This is a genomic window from Methanosarcina barkeri str. Wiesmoor (assembly GCF_000969985.1).
GTDB classification, from domain to species: domain Archaea; phylum Halobacteriota; class Methanosarcinia; order Methanosarcinales; family Methanosarcinaceae; genus Methanosarcina; species Methanosarcina barkeri_B.
In genome coordinates this window covers 1,493,778-1,516,356 of record NZ_CP009526.1, presented here as the reverse complement: position 1 = coordinate 1,516,356, position 22,579 = coordinate 1,493,778, and the positions used below count along the sequence as shown (strand labels likewise).

Sequence of the window (22,579 nt, the reverse complement as noted above, 5' to 3'; positions counted from 1 at the left end):
ATTTTAAAAGTATTTATCAGTTTCCAGCCAAATAAATCTTTTTGACAAAGTGTTAAGCTAGATTAAAGGTTTGAACTTCCCTTATACGATTAAAATATTTATAAAAAAGGAATTAAAGGTGATATATCCCATAAAATAAATTTTACCTGCTTTATCGCCCTTCTTTTTCATTTTTATAGTTTATCGTCCTTCTCTTTCCTTTCTATAGTTTATCGTCCTTCTCTTTCCTTTCTGTATTTGCACATTGCTGCGACGAGGCCATTGAATGGAGGAGACGGTCTTCCAGGCCGTGATCTGAACTCAGGATGGAACTGGGAACCAAAGAAGAAACGCTTGCCAGGAATCTCGGCAATTTCCATCCTGTTCTTGTTTTTGCCGGAAAAGACAATGCCATAAGACTCAAGTCTGTCAACAAACTCCGGGTTAACCTCATACCTGTGGCGGTGACGCTCGACAATGTAATTGGTCCCATAGATTTTAGCGGCAATAGAGCCTTCTGTAAGGATGGCTTCATAGTCTCCAAGGCGCATGGTTCCGCCCATTTCTGCAACACCGGTCTGCTCAGGTAGGAGATCAATCACAGGATAAGGGGAATCTTCATCAAATTCCGTACTGTTTGCTCCTTTGAGTTTAGCCACATTTCTGGCAAATTCGATGACTGCAAGCTGCATGCCCAGGCAGATCCCAAGGAAAGGAATATCATTTTCCCTGGCGAACTTAATCGCCATCATCTTGCCTTCTGTGCCGCGACCGCCAAAACCGCCCGGAATAAGAATCCCATCATACTGTATTAGCTTCTCAATCTCGGCTGGATTTTCTTCCAGGATTTCGGCTTCAACCATATTGACTTCAACCCTGCATCCGTTATCAATTCCTCCGTGCTTGACAGCTTCAAGGATGCTGAGGTAAGAGTCCTCAAGATTCGTATATTTTCCGACGATTGCAAGTTTAACCGTGTTGGTTGTAGAGTGCATCCTTGAGACCATCTTTTTCCATGCACCGTTTTCGACACTTGACTCCAGTTGCAGGTGTTTCATGAGCTGGGTGGTCAATCCCTGCTCTTCTATCTCAAGAGGCACTTCATAAATATCGTCGGCGTCGTGAGCGCTGATAACCAGCTCCTGGGGCACATCACAAAAGAGGGCAATCTTCTCTTTGGCACTTTCCTGAAGAGGAGACTTTGATCTTACAACGATTACTTCAGGACTGAGCCCAAGGGCACGGAGTTCCTTTACAGAATGCTGCGAAGGCTTGGTTTTTTGCTCACCCTGAAGGTCTTCCATAGCCAGGGTCACATGTATAAATGCGATATTTTCGGAAGGTTCTTCCCTGTGCATCTGGCGCACAGCCTCAAGGAAAGGCATGCTTTCAATATCCCCAACAGTTCCTCCGATTTCAATAAGACATATATCAGCCCCACTCCTGGCAGCGACCTTTCTGATCCTGCTTTTGATCTCATTTGTGACGTGGGGAATAATCTGAACGGTTTTTCCGAGGTAGTCTCCTCTTCTCTCTTTGGAAATTACTTCTAAGTAGATCTTGCCTGTGGTAAGATTATGGTCCCTTGTAAGTTCAGTATCAAGGAACCGCTCGTAATTCCCAAGATCCAGATCCACTTCCCCGCCGTCCTTGAGCACAAAAACTTCCCCATGCTGGTAGGGGCTCATGGTGCCCGCATCAATATTGATGTAAGGGTCGATCTTGATAGCCGTAACTTTATAACCTTTGTCTTTAAGGTTTCTGCCAATGGATGCGATGGTAATGCCTTTTCCAAGCCCGCTCATCACCCCACCGGTAACTATGATATACTTCATGGATAAGCTTCCTCATTATTTTTTTCCAATAGTGGTTTTAGACTACTAAAAGATATTATGCGGAGTTAGACAGGAAATAATCAAATTAGTAATGTATAAAAAATCTGTCATTAATCCTCTGGTACGAACACAATACCAATATCTTCATGATATAAAAATTACTCCCAACTTCTAAAAATGAACAGGCTCAAATAAGAAGTGAAAGTAAAAGAATAGACACGAATGAAAAAGAGTTCTTAAAGTAATGATTAAAGTGCCGGCGGACGGAAAAATCCTGAATGAGGGAGAATAAAGCACAGAAAAGTACAATTTCCTTGTCTTCAGGTGACCTCACAATTATAAATAATTATGAATATTCAAAATGGATTTTCACATGCTTTTCTCAGTTCTGAACCAGATGAATTCTTACTTATGCGCCTGAAGCGAATCCTCACTTTGGGTTCAGAAATGAATTCTGAGTTATAAATCTGGAGTTAATCTCAGTTATAAATCTGGAGTTAATCTCAGTTATAAATCTGGAGTTAATCTCAGTTATAAATCTGGAGTTAATCTCAGTTATAAACCTGAAGTTAATCTCAGTTATAAACTTGAAATGAGTTCTGACTTATTAACCTGAAAATCACAACTTTTAGCTATGAACTGAAAATGAATTGAGTGAGCATCAGGTTCAAAATGGGTATAAACTTAGGTTCACAACTGTAGTTCTCCTAAAAGGTTTAGCTCTCTTCTGCAATTTTTAGCAGAATATATATTATACAGGTCACAAAAAGTATTGAAAACAAAACCGACTGGGCAAAGCTGACTTTAAACTGCAGACTCGATGGCAGTATAAAGTAGAGGAAGAATAAACATACAAGTAATAAAAAACCTCCAAAAGCGATGTGAAAAGGAAGTTTTTCGTTTTCACTTACATTTTTTGGAATCTTTCTTTCTGTAGCTGAAAAGCTTCCTGTAAAGCTTCTGTGGATAAAAGATGAAAACTCGTCAAGCCCATTTATTGATTTTGGGTGAGAGAGTTTTATAGGTAGTGTAGTTGAGGATCTTTGAGAACTCAATTTTTCTTCCTGATTTCCTGCACGAGACTCGTCTTCGGAGTGTTCTTGCGGCTTAGGATCGATTTTTCCAAGCTGGACTGGAAAACCTTTCTTTCTTGAGCCATAACCCGCTGTAATATAGATCTGCCCTTTGGTAAGCACTCTGCCTTCTTGCGGGATTCTTGCAACTACAGAGACATATTCTTTCTGAAGCACATATGGATTGTCCCTCAGAAAAATGATCTGACCTTTCAGTTCGTCACTTACTGAAAAGTGAATATGCGTAGGAGACCCATGGTTTGTAATCAGGATCTCAAAGGTTTCTTCTCCGCCGGGAGACAGAGAAATCTCAACGCTTTCATTTTCAAACTCAATTGAGTTTATCTCTTGTCGGTTGATAATAACATTCTGGAATGTCTGCTGCAAGTTTAACCCTCACATCAGTTTCTAAGGTCAGGAGGAAGCAAATTTGGGATTCCCTCATCGACGGGGTAGTGCTCTTTGCATATAGGGCAGTAGAGGGTTCCAGATATGACCTCTTCTTTATTTTCTTCGACAACGTTCAAAACCAGATCGCCCTTACATACAGGGCAGGCCAAAATATCCATAAGATCTTTTTTCACCAAAATTCACCGTTAAAGTCGCTTTTCTAATAAGAGGAGACAAAGTTTAACATTTAATAAGGAAAGCTGATTGTTTTTAATCCTTGCTTTTTGTTCTGCGGATGTGAACTTTATCCCGTTACTTAACCGTATTCAATTCATCTTTCTATTTTAATGTAATCTATATATTTACAGGTACTTACGATTTGAAGTTTGTCCACTCTATCGAGTGTCATTCTTTGTATAAACTAATCTCAAGACTAATATTATAGTAGTGTTATAAATAAAAAATTATGATATTTTTACTTGGGTTACGGTATTCAAAAAAACTTATAATACTTTGAAAAAATTATGTATGAATTATAAGTTACCATTGACTCTATAAAACCCTCCACCATTATCATTGTCAACGCTTCAATTCTTGATTTATTTTTGAGGTACATCTTCGATACGCTAAATGTGTCACTTTTCAAAAATCTAAATCCTTTTTCTACTTTATCTTGTCCTTTGTAATACTTCAGCATCTCTTCAGGAGAAAGGTTGATATCATTACTTGCAAGAATGAAAAGCCCAATTTTTCCATTTTTTTAAAACAAAAGCTTCGTTAACTTTTATTATTCCATTAATCCTGTAATACGTCTTTAATTTTTCATCTTTCAAAGGTCTGCCTCTTTTACCTGCTTCACGTTTTTTAATGGTTTTCAAATCTATTTTCTCAAAAAAACTGAAGGAAAATCTGCAATCCATTTTTCTGCTGCTTTTAATGAATTTTCTACACAGAAAAAGTAATCTTCTGCCAGCTTTTTAAGCGACTTTTCTGCTTTTTCAAGCTTTTTTTCAAGCTTTCTTCTGATAGTTACCTATTTCTTTTCGTTCATTTTATGAGAGAGTAACAAAACCCACTTTTGTTTGACCCCACCATAATCCACAAAGGTTTGATAAAATGAGTATCTCTCGTCGCTTTTCAACGTTTTCAGGCTTAGATTTGCTGTTAGCAGTTCCTTTGCCTCATTAATTGTAGTGCAGGAACACGACTGATCCAGAATGACTTTCCTATATTCTTGATATTATTGTCTGTATAAAATGAACTATCAGCAACATAGTACACTTTACTTTCAGGGCTTAAAGCTGATTTAATAGACTTGATTGCTTCCAGAATTGTTTTTTTGTCTGAAGCATTCCTTGAATGTGTATTCATGAAAAGTGGTATGCCATGCTGATTAACAATCAGGCTCAGTACAAATTGTCTTAGGTTCCATCTTCCGTTTTGGGACTCCCAAAAGTAATATCAATAAACTCAATTTCTTTGTCTTCATAATCGCCATAAACGCTGACACTCGTAGTGTCAGCGTGTAAACAATGGACAGGAATAGGTAGACGGTTCATAATGTGAAGAGTGATTTCCGTAAATAGTTTTGCAGGACCATACTTTACGATTCTGTCAAGAGTTTCTCCAATAGCATATTGATTCAGGTCTTCTCGTGTGACACCGTCTCCAAAAAGTCTTTCTATAGAAATAGTCCTGAAAAAATCAGGAAAAAGGTACAGATGTTGTCCTATGAAACCAAGACCATTGAGTACCATGGCAAGGATGCAGACGGAGTGAGGAACCTTGTGATCTCGTTCTTTAGGAAGTTTCTCATCGACCAGTTTGTTAACTTCAAGGTCTCGGAAAACTCCAACAATAAAACCAAGGTGACCTAAGAATCTTGTACGTTTTATTGAGGAGTTGACTCTTCGACTGTTGTTTTTATCTGCCATGGAATATAAAGAAAAAAGATATGAATATTAATTATATTAACATATATGTTTACCTGCCGAAGCTAGGGGAATGGAATCGAGCCAGAATTTTTACAATCAAAGTAAGAGCAAAGAACACAACGCTTTCTATTTTTATTTCTACTGAGGCTTGTGGTATTGAGTTAAAAGGCGATAATAAGTGGACAACGTTGATTTATAATGTAAGTATGAATACAAAACAGTTTAAAATTTAAATACTTATGCCTTTTTAGAATTAGTATTCGCATCTGGAATAATAATGTCAACTATATTTCTGAGAACCCAAACTGTATTCTAAAAGATGAAATAATTGATAAAATTATTAATAGATATAATAAACAGATATTAATAGAATCATTGTTTACTAAAAATCCAATAATTGATATAATTACAGTAAATGCTAGAAATTTTATCGTACTGAAATATACTACAAATATTTTTTTAAATTGGGTGCTTTCTGTTGCTTTTTCTAATTTTTGTGATCCTGATAGAGACAGAATTACAGAAATACCAGTAATAATAAAACCCAGAAGAGTTCCACTAATAGTAGCTAACAATGAATAAAATTGAGATTTGTTAAAAAACATCCACTTGTGTACTTCTTCTGGAGACCATTTTAATTGAATTATAGCTATAGCTATTCCACTAATCAATAAAGAAATTATTAATTCATATGTTAGGAAATTCTTAGGATAGTTATCGGATAATGTTTCAGTCATTTATTTTTCGTTTCCAATTACACTATTTATCTCAGATTTTAATTCGTCATAAGATGATTCGATTGCATTATACATAGAGTTTTTGTCGACCGACCTATGTAACTCGTCTTTTTTATTTACTGGCTTTACTGAAAGCATATAATCTTGAAGTAAGTCAAACGTTTCCATTTTTCTAGTTTCTTCGTTTTTTGCATGAATTTTTAAAACTGATAAACTGGATAGCACTTCAGGAATGGGCAACCATTCTGATAATTTATCGAGCATAGATAATTTCATATTGTGTGACAAATTTAAAGTAATGTCTAAATCTTCCGTGTCATATGCTACTCTTTTAGCCTGTTCAAACATGCTATGAAGGTTTGCATTCAATTTTTCTGTAAGAATGATATTGTCACTTTGTATTTTCATGCGAAACTTTTTAATTTCCCCTATTTTTGAAATTTGCTCCATAAAATCGTGTCTCATAATCGGGATTAACTCCACCTCATCTACTAAACTAGGAACTTTAGATGGAATATAATTTTTTAAACAACTTATTCTTGGTCCGTAATAATTGTATTCAGCTCCCATTACATTATTAGAAAATATTACAAAATGAGTGCCTTCATATAATCCTACACCAGGAGGTAAATTTAAAGGATCTTGCACTCCTTTTTGTTCTGTCATGGGTAAATTCTTTGTTCTAACAGTACCTATGTTAGCTCTTAATGGTTGTTTTATAGGTTCAATATACATACATTGAGAATTTTCGTTTTCTAAATCTAAATAACGTTCTCCATTAGTAAATGGCAAAGTATTGATTTTTGAAAAAACTTTATCCGAAGTAACAACTTTACCAATTTTTTTCATAAGTATTCTATAAAAATATATTTTCTTATCAATAGTATCCATTCTCGTTTCCTTCTAACAATAGTCGACTTCAATTTGAGAAAGAGAACAATCATAGAACAAGCTACCAACATATGAATAGCGTAAAGGTAATCTCAAACAAATCGCCAATTAATAGTAAACTTATGAACATAAAAAAGTTTCTAAATAAATAGATAGTTTATTTTCAAAATATAAATTGACTCAACAAATAGAAGAGAAAACGACGCCTTATATCAAAAAACATGGCGATTTGTGTTGAGTAAGAAGGCGTCATTTCTATTACACAATTTTATATGGAAGATATAGATAAAACTTCAGTGACGAAAAAAATAAAATGAGTTGGAACAAGGTGAGATGATCTATGTATCTTGACGCAGTTGTTGTCGATATGCTAGCTCGTGACGGTACTATGAATAATTTTAATATAAAACCAAAATCCGAAACAGAGCGTGTGACTTTAGACAGACGGAGGGAAATCCATTCAGATGTCCCCAGCTATAAATTCGATTTAGGTGGAAATCATATATATAACTTTGATAAATGTACAATGGAACATTCAAAAACTTGTCTCCGGCTAGAAGTCCACGACAATGAATATTCATTTAAATTTGAACATATGGGAATTCCAATTGGGCCTAGCAAAGAAGGACGGGGAGGCATTTATAACTTAATTCTGGAACCTGGTTTAAGATTCACTGATTTCCATATAATCGATCCATTTGATAACACCCATGAGGACATTCGTAAGAAAAAAGAATTTAAATATGAGGTTATTTGGGATAAGAAGTATGAAGTTCAGCTAGTTGAAATGTATCTTCGGTCTAGGCACGGATCATTTTCGTTTATTTCATACGGTTCGTTTGTCTCCATAGGTGCTCCAGGGATGTATAATTTTGTAAAATCCTCTGAATACGATAAAGGAGTTATCAGCTTAACCGATCGTTATTATTTACTAAAAGAAAATGAACGAAAAATGTTGCTAGATTGTATCATCGAGAAAATTGGTCAATATGCGAAGATAGAACCAACGATTATTCCTGGGGTAAGCGTAAAAATCAACAAAATGTTGGAGGATTATCAAGGAAAACGTTTTGAGAAAAAAATAAAACGCGAAAAATAGAGCAACTCTGTTAATTTATTAAAATATAAAATTTTGATCGAGTTGATTCATGAAAATCTAAGATACAATATATTTAATATTTTTCTCCAAAACGCACATGATATTCTTCGAATAACAGGCACAAAGAAATGAAAGTACTTTTTACCCACCTTTTTTGACTATTGATCTCGTCATTACCTTTGGTATTAAGGTTGTCTTAACTATGGTTTTTCAAACCATACCTAAACTAATCAATGAATTTCCATACAAGGCTTAAATTTTGATAAGGAGCAAAAAATCAAAAGGAGCATTGGAAGCCAGTTTTGTTTTGTACTTTCATGCTAAATAATACTAAATTTCCTCAAACTCCTTAAACTCAGATCCCGAAAATACACACCCAATTTTTTGGAAGGTCATACTTCGTCAACTGCACAGAACTATAAATAACGTCCTTAATATAAAAGAAGTTAATTAACTAAATTCAAAACTGTTAAACATCTTATAATTAATTAAATTATGCATTTTGCATTTAAAGTCGATCATCTGCATTTAAAGTAGTGGATTTTGATGACTTTACGTGCAAAGCCCTCATGAGCACAATTTACTTATATAGTTAATCGGAAATAGGAATCCGCATTCCTTAAGTAAAACGAATAAAACGTAGAATGGAAGAGAACCAATTGATGAATAAAAAATCTCAAAAATTTGTTAATAAGTGACATTTAGACCGCCTCCATAAAATTATCTACACAGCTTATCTACACAATAGTAGAAACACAACTTAATAGAAACAAACTTGAAAATAATGAAACCATAAAATGAGGTCTAAAATGGAACACGAACTCGATGAAATTGAGAGATTAAATCGAGTTTAGAAAATGGGAAAGGAATAAACACAGAAAGAGTGAATTTGTCCCTAAGTAGTCCACAAACATATCAGCCAATCTATAAAGATATTCAAATGACTAAACAAATGTTTAAGTTAATCCTAAACTCGATTTATCTTTCAGAATTCGAGATTCAGGGTACCAATTATAGTCTTGGGACGAGCTTTATCTTAATATAATCGCGCTTTTTTAATAAAGTTTATAAAACAATAAAATTTGATAATCCTGAAGAATTTTTCCAAATTAGCCAGTTTTAAGATTAGACAGGGCTGGAAATCAAAAAATAAAAAATCAGCCAGGTAAAGTTGCTTCAGGATCACAGATTTAGGGACTAATTCTTCAAATCAGGGAGCTTGAACCGAAGTTTCGGATGGTTCCAGAAAGAATAGAGAAAACAAACACGATATTCTTTGAATAAAATGCACAACCAATGAAAATGCTTGCAGATGGCAGCATTTTCATGTTAAATGTGGGATATGAGATGAAGACGGAAATATATGAGAAAAGTATTGACCTTGCAAGTCAGAAAATGCTTCAGAAGGCCGAAAAAGAAGGCATTGAAACCGCCTGGGACAGGTATGAAAAACAACTGCCTCAATGCAGTTTCGGGCAGCTAGGAGTTTGCTGCCGGAATTGTAATATGGGTCCATGCAGGATAGATCCCTTCGGAGAGGGAGCTCAAAAGGGAATTTGCGGCGCTACTGCAGACATCATAGTTGCAAGGAATTTCCTTAGAATGATTGCCGCAGGTGCAGCAGCTCATTCCGACCATGCAAGAGACGCTGTTCTGACCTTTAAGAAAATGAGTGAAGGAGAAGCTGGAAGTTACGGGATAAAAGATGAAGCAAAACTGCTATCTCTTGCCTCGGAATATGGGATTTCCTCAGAGGGCAAAAACCTGGAGGAAGTCGCAGCCAAACTTGCTAACACACTGCTTCAGGAATTTGGAAAACAGGATGGACATCTCCAGTGTACCAGAAGAGTTCCGGAATCAAGGCTCAAGCTCTGGGCCGAGCTTGGAATAGAGCCCAGGGGGATTGACCGGGAAATCGTGGAATGCATGCACAGGACTCATATAGGTGTGGACAATGATGCGGTTCATATCCTGCTGCAAGGACTGCGCACAGGGCTTTCCGATGGTTGGGGAGGCTCGATGATAGCCACCGACGTCCAGGACATACTCTTTGGAGTTCCACAGCCTAGAAGAAGCACCGTTAATCTGGGGGTGCTGTCCAGAGACAAAGTAAATGTAATTGTCCACGGGCACGAACCTATTCTCTCAGAAATGATCGTGGAAGCTACAGAAAACCCCGAGCTCCTTAAACTTGCAGAGGAAAAGGGTGCAGCAGGCATCAACGTTGTAGGAATATGCTGTACTGGTAACGAGACCCTAATGCGTCATGGGATTCCCATAGCCGGAAATTTCCTTCAGCAGGAGCTGGCAGTAATTACAGGCGCTGTGGAAGCTATGGTTGTTGATGTCCAGTGTATCATGCCCTCGCTTGGAGAACTTACAGGCTGCTACCACACAAAGTTTATATCTACATCTCCAAAGGCCGATTTTCCCAACACCGTAAGAATGGAATTCCATGAGGACAGAGCTTATGAAACCGCAACAGAAATCGTAAGGACTGCCGTTGAAAACTTCCCTAACAGGGTTCCGGAAAAGGTTACCATACCTGAAGAAAAGCAGGAGTGCATGGCAGGCTTCAGTGCCGAGGCTATACTCAGTGCCCTTGGAGGAAGCCCTGATCCTCTCATTGAGGCGATAAAAGGCGGGGCTGTTCGGGGAATAGGGGCTGTTGTCGGCTGCAATAACATAAAAGTAAAGCACAACTACGGCCATGTCAACCTCGTTAAAGAACTGATCGAAAACAATGTGCTTGTGGTCACAACCGGCTGCAATGCAATTGCATGTGCCGAAGCAGGGCTTCTTCTGCCGGAAGCTTCCGAACTTGCAGGCGATGGTTTAAAAGCCGTCTGTAAGGCTTTGGGCATACCCCCTGTTCTGCACATGGGTTCCTGTGTTGATATCAGCCGTATCCTTGTGCTTTCAGCTGCGATTGCAAACCGCCTGGGTGTGGACATAAGTGATCTTCCAGCAGCAGGAGCAGCCCCTGAATGGATGAGCGAAAAGGCGGTTAGCATCGGGGCTTATGTGGTTTCATCCGGCGTATTTACCGTGCTCGGGACTATTCCGGCTGTTCTTGGAAGTCAGGCTGTTACGTCCCTTCTGACAGGAGGTTTGAACGACGTGGTCGGAGCAAGCTTTGCAGTTGAGCCTGATCCCTTTAAAGCTGCAGACCTGATGCTTGAGCACATTGACGAAAAAAGAAAGGCACTGGGCTTGAACTAAGAGATGATTTATAATGAAGGATTTAATGATTCGCCCCGAACGTTGCCTGGGGTGCCGCTCCTGTGAAATTGCGTGTGCTGTTGCCCATTCCGAAAGCAAGGTTCTCTTTTCGGCCATAGGAGAAAAACCAGCTCCGAAAAAGCGCATCAACCTGGAGTATATTCCTGACCTTGGAGTTTCTCTTCCCATTACCTGCCGTCACTGTGAGGATGCTCCCTGTGTTTCGGTTTGCCCTACGAAAGCTATCTGTCAGGATGAAAATGCCAGCATTGTAAGCTATGACCCGAACCTTTGCGTAGACTGCTGGCTCTGTTCTATGGTATGTTCCCGTTTTACTTCTTTATATCATATGATTCTTGTTATGGGCTGCTGGACCAGTTCCATGAATCACAATCGTAAGGTAATCAGCAGGCAAGCTGAAGCAGGGATAAAATGTGATCTCTGCGAGGGCAGAGATATGCCTGCCTGCGTCGAAGCCTGCCCGACACGTGCTATTATTCTCACCGAGGCGCACGAGATTTAAAAAGTTACTTTAGCTGAAGTTACTTTAGCTAAACTGCCGTGGAACTTGCAAGTAATAGGATCGTGATGGCGCATACAGTTTCAAGCAATTTGCCTATCTGCGCCATCGTTTCTTTCCTGAATGATACTTTATAAAGGATTATTGTCATATCAACAAATATAAGTTCAAAAGAAAATGGGAAGTAAGGTATGACTAACAGTTTTTACAGGAAGATAATGGTTGCAACCGACGGTTCGGAATCTGTCAGAAAAGCGGTCGAAACAGCAGTTGAAATAGCAAAAATAAGCGGAGCAAAATTGTATGCTGTGTACGTGATTGCTTCTGGAGGTCTTTCGATAATTTATCCAAAGGATATGGGATGGGAAAAGGCCATTCTAGAATACTTCAAGGCCGAAGGCAAAGAGGCCACGAATTATGTCGAAAACTCTGGGAAAACTGAAAATGTTGAGGTTGAATCCGTAATTCTGCAAGGAAGTCCTGCGAATGAGCTTGTCGATTTTGCAGAACAAAGCGATATTGACCTTATTGTCATGGGCACACTTGGAAAGACTGGAATTGAGAGGTTCTTGCTCGGGAGTGTGGCCGAAAACGTGGTAAGAAACTCAAAAAAACCAGTACTTGTAGTAAGAGGAGAAACTGTTTAAAAGAACAGATAAACATAAAAAGAGCAGATAAATATAAAAAAAGCAGATAAATATAAATTTAAAATTTTTCAGGGATGGAGTCCCAGACCTTTTCTGGAGACATTGATCACTTTTTTCTATGGAAATAACTACCAATGATAGGTCTTTTAATCAAAGTACTTGATTTTGCGCTTCCCATACTTGCAATGATTTTTGTGGGGCTTGTGGGTACAAGCGTACTTGTAGAACTCGGCCTGATGCAGAAATTTTCCAGGCTTGTAAGCCCTATCTTTGCCTACACTAACCTGCCCGATACCTGTGCTTCAGCTTTCCTGGTGTCAATAGGGTCTACGGTAGCTGCAAATAGCATGCTTTCCCAGGCAAAAAAAGAGAATTGCCTGGAGAACCGGGAGGTCTTACTCTGTTCAATGATGAATTCTACGCCTGTTTATTTTCGGGAACTTTTTACCTACCAGATTCCCATAGTCCTGCCTGCACTTGGCCTTGTGGTAGGGGGATTTTATTCTATTGTATTCGTAGTCACAGCAGTATTCAAAATCCTGGTAATTGCAATTGCAAGCAAACTGTTCCTTAAAAACAACCCCTGCAAAACCCCTGAACCGCAAAACAGAGAGAAAGTCTCCTTGAAAAGTGCAGTTAACCGAGCTTTCAGGAAAGAGTTTAAGATTTTTTTAAAAATTGCAGGAGTTTACATTATTGCAACTACAATTATTTTTATACTCCAGGAACAGGGATTTTTCGGAATTTTCAGTGTGCTTCCCCTTGCTGAATTTTTTAAAATTCCTCCAGGGTCGATTGTCCCGCTGACAAGCTATGTGGCTAGTCCAATCCTGGGGATCTCACTTCTAGGCCCTATGATTCACTCAGGGGAAATTACGAACATACAGGCAATGATTGTACTCATGCTTGGCAGTACGTTCATGCTCCCTATTTTCGCGCTTCGAAGCCAGCTTCCAAGAAAAATAGCGATTTTCGGGACTCAACTGGGCCTTCAGATTGTCATATACTCAATGGCAATAAGCGTGTTTGTAAGGCTCGCAATCCTGCTAGTACTTTTAAGTATCTCTCCATAATTTAGGGGCTATCAATGGGAGCCAGCGGTGCAAGAGCGTATCAGTACGGAAGCTATCGGTGCAGGAACAGCGGTACAGAAAATAGCAGTACAGAAGATAGCAGTGAAGGAATTGTCAGAAGAATATTTCTCTAAAAACGCGTGCTCCAAAAGTTGAAGAGAATATTCTATCAGAAAAAATTGGAGAAGAATAACTAAAAATTACTTGTATAAACTTAAGAAAGATATAAATAATAGGTTTGTGAACGGGGTTTTTTAGAGGAGGTTAAAATATGTTGGATATAATTATTGTCAATAATATTTGATTTGAGCTTACCCGTTCACCAACCCCCTGTGACGATTAAACCATATATAAGTGTTCTGGTATGCAAAAAAAGAATACCTTTTTGTGCCAGAATAGTCGAGGATAAATTCAACTTCAAGGACTTTTTGTCCTTATATAGCTAACAAACTGAATTAAAACAGTAAAATAATATTAAAACAATAAATCAATATCAAAACAATAAATCAATATCAAAACAATAAATCAATATCAAAACAATAAATCAATATCAAAACAATATTATTTTTTCTGTTGCATATCAGGGTTGAGGTAATCTTAATTGGTAAATAATAAAACATAACGAAAAAGTAATTTATATATGATTCTATATCAGTACTGGAAGATGTATTTTCCCGGTAAGTGTAAACAAACATATAAATGTCTACACAAGAGAGATTTTCCAAGGATGTAATAGAAAGCTTCAAAATAAGAGTTGTACAATGTAATTTAAAAATCGTAATGTAAAAATCCTAATATAAAAATTCATAGTGTTAATATTGGGGGATTTTAATTTGGAAAGCAAAAGTTACGACAAGATAATGATTGCAACCGACGGTTCGAGACAGGTAGAAAAGGCAATTGAGGCAGCAATTCAGCTTGCTAAGTTTACTGGAGCAAGACTCTACGCCGTATACGTAATTGCCTCAACGGGCTATACTCCGAGAAATTTCGGGTGGGAGGAGTCACTGAGAGAGATTCTCGAAGCTGAAGCGAAAAAAGCCGTTGCTTTTGTTGAAGAAGCGGGAAAAGGTTCAGGTGTTAATGTCGAACCTGTAATTCTTGAAGGTCATCCTGCAAACAGAATTATGGAATTTGCAGAACAGGAAGACATGGACCTTATAGTTATGGGTACACTTGGAAGAACCGGGTTTGACAGGTTCCTGCTGGGGAGTGTAGCTGAAAATGTAGTAAGGCATTCAAAAACGCCTGTGATGGTCGTAAAAGGTGAAACTGAAAAATGAAAAACCAGTATCTTTTTAAAATGAAATTTTTTTCCTGAAAATAGAAATCTCAATCCTTGTAGATTATTATCTGTTATAATAAACACCAAATATCTATTGTAATTAAGGAATATCAAATACCTACTGCAATCAGAGAATACCAAACGTCTATTATAATAAGGAAATGTCAAATATCTATTGTAATATGGAAATTCTAATATTATTAACGGGTAATAATATTTAGTATTGAAAAAAAGAAAAGCTTTTTTAATTCTAAGGCATGAAGTCCCCTTCCTCGACAGCTTCCAGTGAGAACCGGCTTGGGGACTTATTCCCAAAAAAGAAAGTAATGAATCAGGAAACTTCTCCCTCGGAACTAAGCCGAAAGGCGAAGAATTAAGGGAGAGGTAGTTCACCCTATAACACTCATATCTGCAACACGGATTGAAGGTGTAATTATTCCTCCGACTTTCCTGACATCAAAGCCTGCCCCTGTGATCTGTTTTAAGAGCTCGAAAGCATTACCCGAAATCATGAGGGATTTTATAGGTTTGTCAAGTGCTCCGTCTTTAATTGTGAAGGCATTTCTGGCTTCTATGGAGAAATCTCCTGAAATCGAGTTTGCCGTGTGGGCGCCGATTACTGTGTTTACGAAGATCCCGGACTGCGTATCAGCAATAACATCTGTCTGAGGATAATCAACGATAACATTCCTGAGCCCCACTGAAGGAGGGCTTGTGTAAGAAGACCTTGAACTATTTCCTGTACTCTTTACGCCTGCTTTTCCTGCAGTATAACTGTCATAAAGATAAGTTTCAAGCACACCTTTTCCAATCAAGGTGGTGCGCTGAGAAGGAACTCCCTCGTCATCCGAAGCCGATGTTTCGATTCCTGCTTCAATGAGCCCGTCATCGTAGATACTGAGTTCTGGCACTGCCAATTCTTCTCCCAGTTTGTCTATCAGGCCTGACCTTCCCTTCTGGACATTATCCGCATCAAATGAAGGGGAAAGCGCTTCTTCAATAATGTCTGCAATGGCAAACGGATGGAAGATCACATCAGTCTTTTGGGGTTCGACCTTTATTCCGCCATTGGACTTCAGTGCAAGCTCGGCTGCATTCTTTCCGAGGGCAAAGAAATCAATATCTAAAGAACGAGAAATCCCGAAGTCATAGGCTGTTGAAGCCTGCCCATTTACAGTAATGACATCCACAAAACCGGAAATTGCTGTTGATTCCTCTTCGATTTCTATGCCATTTGTGTTCAGGATAAGTTGCTTGCCCTTTGACCGAGTAAAACCTCCTGATGTTGGAAGCGTGCCTGGGACTTCTTTTGTGCCGTCAATAAGTGCCAGGGCATGCTCAATACAGGATTCAAGTTCAAGAGTATCGACTTTTTTATCGAAGATGCCCGAGACAGTGGGATATTTCCCGTTAGAAGGAAGACTTATCCAATCAGGGTCGCTTTCCCTGACCCTAGCTTCGGCAACTGCAACCTCAACAGCATTTTCGACTTGTGCTGCCGAATTTGTGCTGGCAAAGCCCACGGCTCCGTTTACTATTGCCCTGATTCCTATGCCTTCTGAAAAACGGTCTTTAGCATTCTCAAGGGCGTCTTTTCTAAAATTCACACCTGTTGAGTGATTTGCAGCGTAATAGATTTCAGCTTCTTCAGCCCCTGCCTTTTCTGCAAGCCTTAGGGCTTTTCTTGCAAGCTCGTACATCATGCACCTCCTACAAGGGCTTTTGAGATTGCAAGATGAGGAGAACCATCTGATACAGATACGAGCTGTCCGGCTTTTCCGCATCTGCCTGCAGTCATTTTCAGGTCATTGCCCACAAGGGCCACATGGTTGAGAATTTCAAGAGTTTTGCCGGAGAGAGAAACGTCCCTTACAAGTTCGGAGAGTTCTCCGTTCCTTATCAAGTACCCTTTTTCGGCATTGAACTGGAAAATTCCTTCACCGGTGTTTACCTGTCCTCCTCTTGAGCCTATAAGATACATCCCGTCTTTTACCTCTTCAAGCATCTCTTCAAACCTGGCATCACCGTTATCTATGAATGTATTGCTCATCCTTACAACAGGCATTGAATAGCCCTGAGCTCTGCAGTTCCCTGGAGTTCCTCCAAGTTTCGCTGCAGTTTCCCGGGAATGGAGATAGGAATTAAAAACCCCGTTCTTGATTATTTCTGTCTTTTTTGATTGTGCCCCTTCGGCATCAAAAGGATAGTATCCAAACTCGTGCAGGGTAGGGTCATCGATAATCGTAACAAGAGGAGATGCAATATGTTCCCCAATTCGGTTTTCAAGGATGGAGTCGCCCTCAAGGACAAGATCGGCTTCAGCTGCGTGTCCAACGGCTTCGTGGGCAAAGACACCAGCCAGTTCCTGGTCAAGGACCACAGGCATTTCTCCGCCTTTAGGGGTTTTCGCTTTGAGAAGTTCGATTGCGGTATTTCCTGCCTTGCCAGCAAGTTCCAGAACATTTTCTTTCTCAAAAACCTCATACCCATATCCAAAGCGGCTCTCCCTGCCTGCCTGATATACCCCATTTTCCGAAGCAACTGCCGAAACCGCAAAACCGACGTTCATAAGCTCATAAGCACCTTCAATTCCATCGGAACTCCTGTACCCAACTTTAAATTCGGATTCCAGGTACATTACCTTGGTACTGTTGATGCCCTTTACTTTTGCATGGGTTTCTATGCTTTTTAAAAGATCGACTTTTTCCTCGATAGAAACATCCCTTGGGTCGATTCTGACCTCAGGGAGATTCTTTACTTTTGGAGGATTTATGGCTGCAAGTTCCACGTCTTCCTTGGGAGTACTGGCATTCATAGAAATAGCAAGTTCTGAGGCCGCCTCGACACCCTGCTTGAGGTCGATTTCCCCTTCCACAGACGTATAGCCCCAGGAACCACCACAGAGAGCTCTTACACCGGCCCCCCGTGTGAAGTTTCTGGATAGTTCTTCAATCTTTCCGTTATCCAGAATAATTGAGGTGGAACTGCCCTCAATTACCCTGCAGTCATAAAATTTAATATCCTGCATAATAGTCATGATCAGTTCCTGCACCCAAAAAGGTTCTTAGCCTGTACGGAAGCAGGTGAAACCTCAGGAATGTCGAAGCTGAGCTTTGTAATGTTTCGCAATTTTTCGATAATTGAGTTCTTTTTCGGACCTACAAGGCTGTGTTCCATTACTTCCGCAATAGAGGAAACAGGGATGATCTGGATTTTTTCCTTGTATGCCTTTTCAATAAGAACATCTGCCTCGTTTGCTTTGGGGATAATTACTTTCTTAATGCCGGCCCGGGCTGCAGCCTCGATTTTATAGGTAACTCCACCTACAGGCAGGACATCTCCCCTGACTGAAAGCGAACCTGTCATTGCCACGGTCTGGTCTACAGGAATATTCTCAATGGCAGATATAACGGCTGTTGCAATGGAAACTGATGCACTGTCTCCTTCGACACCTTCATAGGTCCCTACAAACTGGATATGGACATCATGCCTAGATACATCCGTGCCTGTCATGTTTTTAATCACGGCAGAGACATTTAACACTGCTTCCTTTGCAATCGTCTTAAGCTTACCTGTTGCTATAATACGCCCTTCAGCTCCGGAAAGTGCAGGGGTGACTTCGGAGACTATAGGAAGTACAATTCCGGAATCTCCGCCCATGACTGCAAGCCCATTGACCCTGCCTACAGCAGAACCTTTTCTAAGGAAGGATTCGTAATCCTTGCGGTTTTCTAGATAACTATCTGCAAGCTGCTGTTCAATAGATCTTGCGATTCTTTTTGCTGCAAGTACGTGCTCGGCGGTTGTTAATGGAGCGCCTTCGGAATGGGCAATATCTCCTGCCACGCGTACAAGTCCACCAAGGTCACGAAGCTTTAGGGTAAGGTGTCCTTTTCTGCCTGCCCGCCTTCTGGCTTCCCGAACTACTTCTTCCACTGCACCTTCATCAAAGTGAGGAATATGCCCGTCCCGAACAACTTCCTGGGCAACGAAACGGACCATTTTCTTCCGGTTCTCAGGAGTATCTTCCATAGAATCCTGCATGTAAACTTCGTAACCGTAACCTTTTATTCTTGACCTGAGCGCAGGGTGCATCTTCTGCACAGCGTCGAGGTTTCCTGCAGATACCATAATAAAATCGCAGGGTACAGGCTCGGTCTTGACGAGAGCTCCTGAACTTCTCTCAGACTGCCCCGTAATCGGGTATTCTTTTTCCTGAAGTGCAGTCAGGAGACTCTGCTGGGATTCCAGCCTGAGAGTGTTGATTTCGTCAATAAAGAGCACACCTTTGTGGGCCTTGTGGATATCTCCAGCCTCTACTCTGTCATGAGCAGGAGTTTCAAGCCCGCCGGACTGGAATGGGTCGTGCCTCACATCTCCAAGCAGAGCTCCTGCGTGAGCTCCGGTTGCATCGATATAAGGTGCGTGCTCTTTGTCATAATTTGAAACCGCCAGCTTCGGGATCATCATTTCTTCTTTAGGCAGGAACTGGCGAGTTAACATGAGAATCATAATGCCTGCAATAATGCCCCATAGTAATTGACTAACAAAATAAGAGTAGATGATAATGCCCACAACAAAAAGCATCATGAGCATATTTCTGGCCTGGGCTTTCTTTCTGGCCTCCATCTTATGAGCCATGACGATTTCTCTGCCCTTTCCGGCGGGAACCTCCCTTATTTTAGGATTGTTAAGGTCTTCCATGTTAGGATACACAAGGATATCCTTAAGTTCTTCTTTTGGAAGAAGTTCTGCCATTGCTTTTGCAAGCAGAGATTTCCCTGTTCCTGGGGTTCCTATCATCATGATATGCCGTCTCTGACCGGCCGCTTTTTTTACGACTTCGACGGCATGTTCCTGGCCCAGCACCTGGTCGATAAGAAGTTTGGGTACGTCTATATTAGAAGTATTGTCAAATGAAAAGCCGATATCAACGTCTTCATACGCATCCTGATCGGACTCAGACTCGGCCTTAACTTGATTGGATTCGGGCTCGGTCATACCCCCACCGGACTCCTCCTTCTTCTGATCGGCCGCAGACGTATCTCCGTCCTGAACGAACTCGCCTATATTTTCAGCGGGTTCATCCATCTTCCCCGAAGACTTGTCTATGTTCTGATTATTATTATACACCATGGTTAGCTCACATATTAGAACGTTATTCAATAGACGTTACTGATCAATATATATACTTGACGTTATCGAAAAAATAATAACCTTTTAGTGATAAAATTATTGGCAAAAAGAGGATGCCACAATAATGAGTTCCTCAAGTTACTGTGACCCCACACATATATCTGCTAATTATATTAACTTACTCTATATATAATTAACCTGCCAGTGTATATATAATTTATAGAAATATTTTGATATCTATAATCTAGGGAAACTTTTTGTTGTTATACTATCTGCTAGATTTGCACATTTGGCTCTAAAATGTAATGGAATATTAATTCTCAAATCATTTTAGATAATTTCAACTCTTTTATGCTATTCCCCTATATATACATTGAGCATTATTCACTAATTCAGACCGAGCTACTTAGGAGCTGATTCAGATTTAGGAGCTGATTCAGAACTAGTGCTTCGATTCCAAAATCAATTTCTTATTTCCTGGAAAGATCCTTAATATTCAGATCTATAAAAAGTCACGTTTTATGAACCTACTTCAGAATCGGAGTACTAGTACATTGATTCCAAAGTATGTTAGGAATAATTTTTTGACAACCACTGAAAGCACGGAAGCCACGGAAATAAGTAGTAAAGGCGCGGCTCTTCCGTGCTTTCCGTGTTTTCCGTGGTTATAATGTCCAGATTGAATCACTCTGCGAATAGCTGCGTTTTCCGTGTTACATAATTCCATCTGACTTTAAAATAATATTTGCGTCACAAGCTGTAATTATTTTCTTATTATATATTTATTTGAGAATCGATGCACTAGTTCAGATCAGTTTAGATCCGTTCAAGGTCATTTCAGGCAGGTTTAGACCAGTTTAGATTAGTTTAGATTAGTTTAGATTAGTTTAGATTAGTTTAGATTAGTTTAGATTAGTTCAGATTAGTTCAGATTAGTTTAGATATTTTCGGATCAGTTCAGGCCTGTTAAGATCAGTTCAAAACTAACTTAGAGGTAATTAGAATTTAACTTTAAGCCATGTACTGCCGGCTGTCCATAAACCGATATCGACAGCTATTTAAAAAAACAAGAGGCATTTTTCTCTTATGTCCAGAAGCAAGGTAAGAAATCTTCTCCTTCTGAAGCAAATTCATAGTGCAGTAACCCAGATCAAAAAAGGCAAGCTGGATAAAGCTCTTGAAACCTTAAACAAAGCTGAAGACTCGGCAAGAAAAGCGAAAGCCACTGACGCAGTATATTATATTCTTTTTATGCGTGGGGGCATCTATTATACTGAGGCAAAATATGATGAAGCTCTCGAAACCTACGAAAAGGCGATTGATGCAGGTTCAGAACTCCTTAAAGCTAATCCTGAAAATCTCGACTACCAGCACTATATGGGCACAACCCTGAGCAATACCGGTAACCTGCTAAAAAGTAAAGGTGAAAAGCCACAGGCTGTCGAGTATTATACTCGGGCTCGGGAGATATATACAATTCTCCTGGAGAAAGAACCTGAAAACGTCGTTTTCCGATCTGCTGCCGGCGAGAACCTGAACAATTATGCAGCTCTCCTTATGGATATGGGTTCTTTTGAAGAAGCATGCGAAATTCTCAGTCAGGTGATTGAGCTTTATGAAAAGCTGCTTGAAGAAAAGCCCGACAACCCTGGCTATCAGGCCGAACTCGCAGTTGCGCTCAGCCGGCTTGGAAACTGCCTTATTCAGCAGGGGCCGGAAAAATGCGATACTGCAAAACAGAGCCTTGAAAAAGCTCTGGCCATACAGGAAAACATTCTCTCTCAGCAGCCTGAAGATAAGAATATTCAAGAAGCCATCGCTTTAACCCGGGAAAGACTTGAAAAACTGGAAACTCTGGAAGAGCAGGAAAAACCAGAAACCCTGGAAAAACTGGAAAATCAGGAAAACTTGGAGAATCCAGAAAAATTGGAAGAACAGGAAACCTTGAAGCACCCTGAAAACCTGGAGAATTTGGAAAGCCTGGAAGAACAGGAAAAGCCAGAAACTCTGGAAAACCTGGAGAATCCAGAAAAGCCGGAAAAGCCGGAAAAGCCAGAAACTTTGGAAAAGCTGGAGAATTCAGACAAGTCGGAAAATCCTTAAAATTTTGAAGGGTTTTAATCTCAAATTCGCCGAGAGAATCCTAGAGGGCAGCGTCATAGAGCCTCCAATCTCTTAAGGCTCGCAACAGTCTAACTAGTTTAACTTTTTACAAGTCATCTTTCGAAAACAGTAGCATATGTATATAAAGCAAAATCAGTAGACCTACAACGACTCCCGAGATGAACTGTAAAGTAAAGTATGAATAAACAACCAGCCCAAGCACGAAGAGAGTAATAAGAAAGTTTGCAAGCCGAACTTTCTTCCTCATCTGAGGATCTAGCGGAGTTCCTGCTTCTTTTTCATCCAGGGAACACTCACTGAAGTAACTTCTTTCCCTTTTCATGAGGAAATAAAGCCTCAGAATGAGAACATCAATAACTATACCCCAGAGAAGCTGTCCGATATAGAAGGTATAAAAGAGGATAGCTGCGAGAAAGATACTCACAAGCAGGAGGTATATTTTTTCTTTCTTTCTAAACTCAGGAATCTCGATTCTACCCTTCCCCCGAATCTCTATTTTATTTGTATTTCATTTCTCTGTTCACATTATTTACCTTTTCCCAGGTCCCTTTTTTAGAGATCAGTAAACATCAAATTTTTAGAAAACGTGGGTTAAAGTGAGATTCCTGATACCTGAATAAAAAGATCCTGAGTG

The 22,579-nt window shown here is 39.6% G+C and carries 16 protein-coding genes and 1 pseudogene; 7 read left to right on the top strand and 10 right to left on the bottom strand.

Annotation, left to right across the window (positions count from 1 at the left end; genetic code table 11):
* Positions 1-209 precede the first annotated feature (209 nt).
* From pyrG to MSBRW_RS06480, 6 genes and pseudogenes are all read right to left on the bottom strand, one after another.
* The gene (pyrG, locus tag MSBRW_RS06510; RefSeq protein ID WP_011308427.1) at positions 210-1,814 is read right to left on the bottom strand and encodes a glutamine hydrolyzing CTP synthase; all 1,605 of its coding nucleotides are present in this window, start codon (positions 1,812-1,814) and stop codon (positions 210-212) included.
* 716 nt (positions 1,815-2,530) lie between these two features.
* Entirely contained in the window at positions 2,531-3,274 is a 744-nt protein-coding gene (locus tag MSBRW_RS06505; RefSeq protein ID WP_011308428.1) for a DUF7524 family protein, read from the bottom strand.
* Between the two features lie 14 nt (positions 3,275-3,288).
* Positions 3,289-3,471 carry a methytransferase partner Trm112 gene (locus MSBRW_RS06500; RefSeq protein ID WP_048103053.1) on the bottom strand — a complete coding sequence of 61 codons (183 nt, stop codon included), beginning with the start codon at positions 3,469-3,471 and terminating at the stop codon, positions 3,289-3,291.
* A 371-nt stretch (positions 3,472-3,842) separates the two neighbouring features.
* Positions 3,843-5,211, bottom strand: a pseudogene (locus MSBRW_RS06495) (IS1634 family transposase); the annotation flags it as partial.
* Positions 5,212-5,495: 284 nt separating this feature from the next.
* Positions 5,496-5,948 carry a hypothetical protein gene (locus tag MSBRW_RS06485; protein ID WP_011308430.1) on the bottom strand — a complete coding sequence of 151 codons (453 nt, stop codon included), beginning with the start codon at positions 5,946-5,948 and terminating at the stop codon, positions 5,496-5,498.
* Positions 5,949-6,839 (bottom strand): DUF6731 family protein, encoded by an 891-nt coding sequence (locus tag MSBRW_RS06480; RefSeq protein WP_011308431.1) that lies wholly within the window; start codon positions 6,837-6,839, stop codon positions 5,949-5,951.
* A 340-nt stretch (positions 6,840-7,179) separates the two neighbouring features.
* On the opposite strand from MSBRW_RS06480, the gene MSBRW_RS06475 reads away from it, so the two are divergent.
* From MSBRW_RS06475 to MSBRW_RS06450, 6 genes are all read left to right on the top strand, one after another.
* Entirely contained in the window at positions 7,180-7,938 is a 759-nt protein-coding gene (locus MSBRW_RS06475) for a hypothetical protein (protein WP_011308432.1), read from the top strand.
* Positions 7,939-9,285: 1,347 nt separating this feature from the next.
* Positions 9,286-11,160, top strand: a complete 1,875-nt coding sequence (gene cooS, locus MSBRW_RS06470; RefSeq protein ID WP_011308433.1) for an anaerobic carbon-monoxide dehydrogenase catalytic subunit — start codon at positions 9,286-9,288, stop codon at positions 11,158-11,160.
* A gap of 13 nt (positions 11,161-11,173) precedes the next feature.
* On the top strand, positions 11,174-11,683 hold the full coding sequence (locus MSBRW_RS06465) for a 4Fe-4S dicluster domain-containing protein (protein ID WP_048103055.1): 510 nt from the start codon (positions 11,174-11,176) through the stop codon (positions 11,681-11,683).
* Positions 11,684-11,871: 188 nt separating this feature from the next.
* Positions 11,872-12,327, top strand: a complete 456-nt coding sequence (locus MSBRW_RS06460) for a universal stress protein (protein ID WP_011308435.1) — start codon at positions 11,872-11,874, stop codon at positions 12,325-12,327.
* A gap of 134 nt (positions 12,328-12,461) precedes the next feature.
* Positions 12,462-13,400 carry a nucleoside recognition domain-containing protein gene (locus MSBRW_RS06455; RefSeq protein WP_011308436.1) on the top strand — a complete coding sequence of 313 codons (939 nt, stop codon included), beginning with the start codon at positions 12,462-12,464 and terminating at the stop codon, positions 13,398-13,400.
* An 833-nt stretch (positions 13,401-14,233) separates the two neighbouring features.
* On the top strand, positions 14,234-14,683 hold the full coding sequence (locus MSBRW_RS06450) for a universal stress protein (RefSeq protein ID WP_011308437.1): 450 nt from the start codon (positions 14,234-14,236) through the stop codon (positions 14,681-14,683).
* Positions 14,684-15,074: 391 nt separating this feature from the next.
* Here the strand turns inward: MSBRW_RS06450 and MSBRW_RS06445 are convergent, their stop codons facing one another.
* From MSBRW_RS06445 to lonB, 3 genes are read right to left on the bottom strand one after another with little or no spacing between them, the layout of a single operon-like run.
* Positions 15,075-16,385, bottom strand: a complete 1,311-nt coding sequence (locus tag MSBRW_RS06445) for a TldD/PmbA family protein (protein WP_011308438.1) — start codon at positions 16,383-16,385, stop codon at positions 15,075-15,077.
* The gene (locus tag MSBRW_RS06440) at positions 16,385-17,722 is read right to left on the bottom strand and encodes a TldD/PmbA family protein (protein ID WP_011308439.1); all 1,338 of its coding nucleotides are present in this window, start codon (positions 17,720-17,722) and stop codon (positions 16,385-16,387) included. The genes MSBRW_RS06445 and MSBRW_RS06440 overlap by 1 nt, the downstream gene beginning before the upstream one ends.
* Positions 17,723-17,724: 2 nt before the next feature.
* Positions 17,725-19,821, bottom strand: a complete 2,097-nt coding sequence (gene lonB, locus MSBRW_RS06435; protein WP_011308440.1) for an ATP-dependent protease LonB — start codon at positions 19,819-19,821, stop codon at positions 17,725-17,727.
* 1,086 nt (positions 19,822-20,907) lie between these two features.
* Between lonB and MSBRW_RS06430 the strand changes: the two genes are divergently transcribed.
* The gene (locus MSBRW_RS06430) at positions 20,908-21,924 is read left to right on the top strand and encodes a tetratricopeptide repeat protein (protein ID WP_011308441.1); all 1,017 of its coding nucleotides are present in this window, start codon (positions 20,908-20,910) and stop codon (positions 21,922-21,924) included.
* Positions 21,925-22,030: 106 nt separating this feature from the next.
* Here MSBRW_RS06430 and MSBRW_RS06425 read toward each other — a convergent pair whose 3' ends face one another.
* The gene (locus MSBRW_RS06425) at positions 22,031-22,267 is read right to left on the bottom strand and encodes a hypothetical protein (protein ID WP_196298033.1); all 237 of its coding nucleotides are present in this window, start codon (positions 22,265-22,267) and stop codon (positions 22,031-22,033) included.
* Between the last annotated feature and the right edge of the window lie 312 nt (positions 22,268-22,579).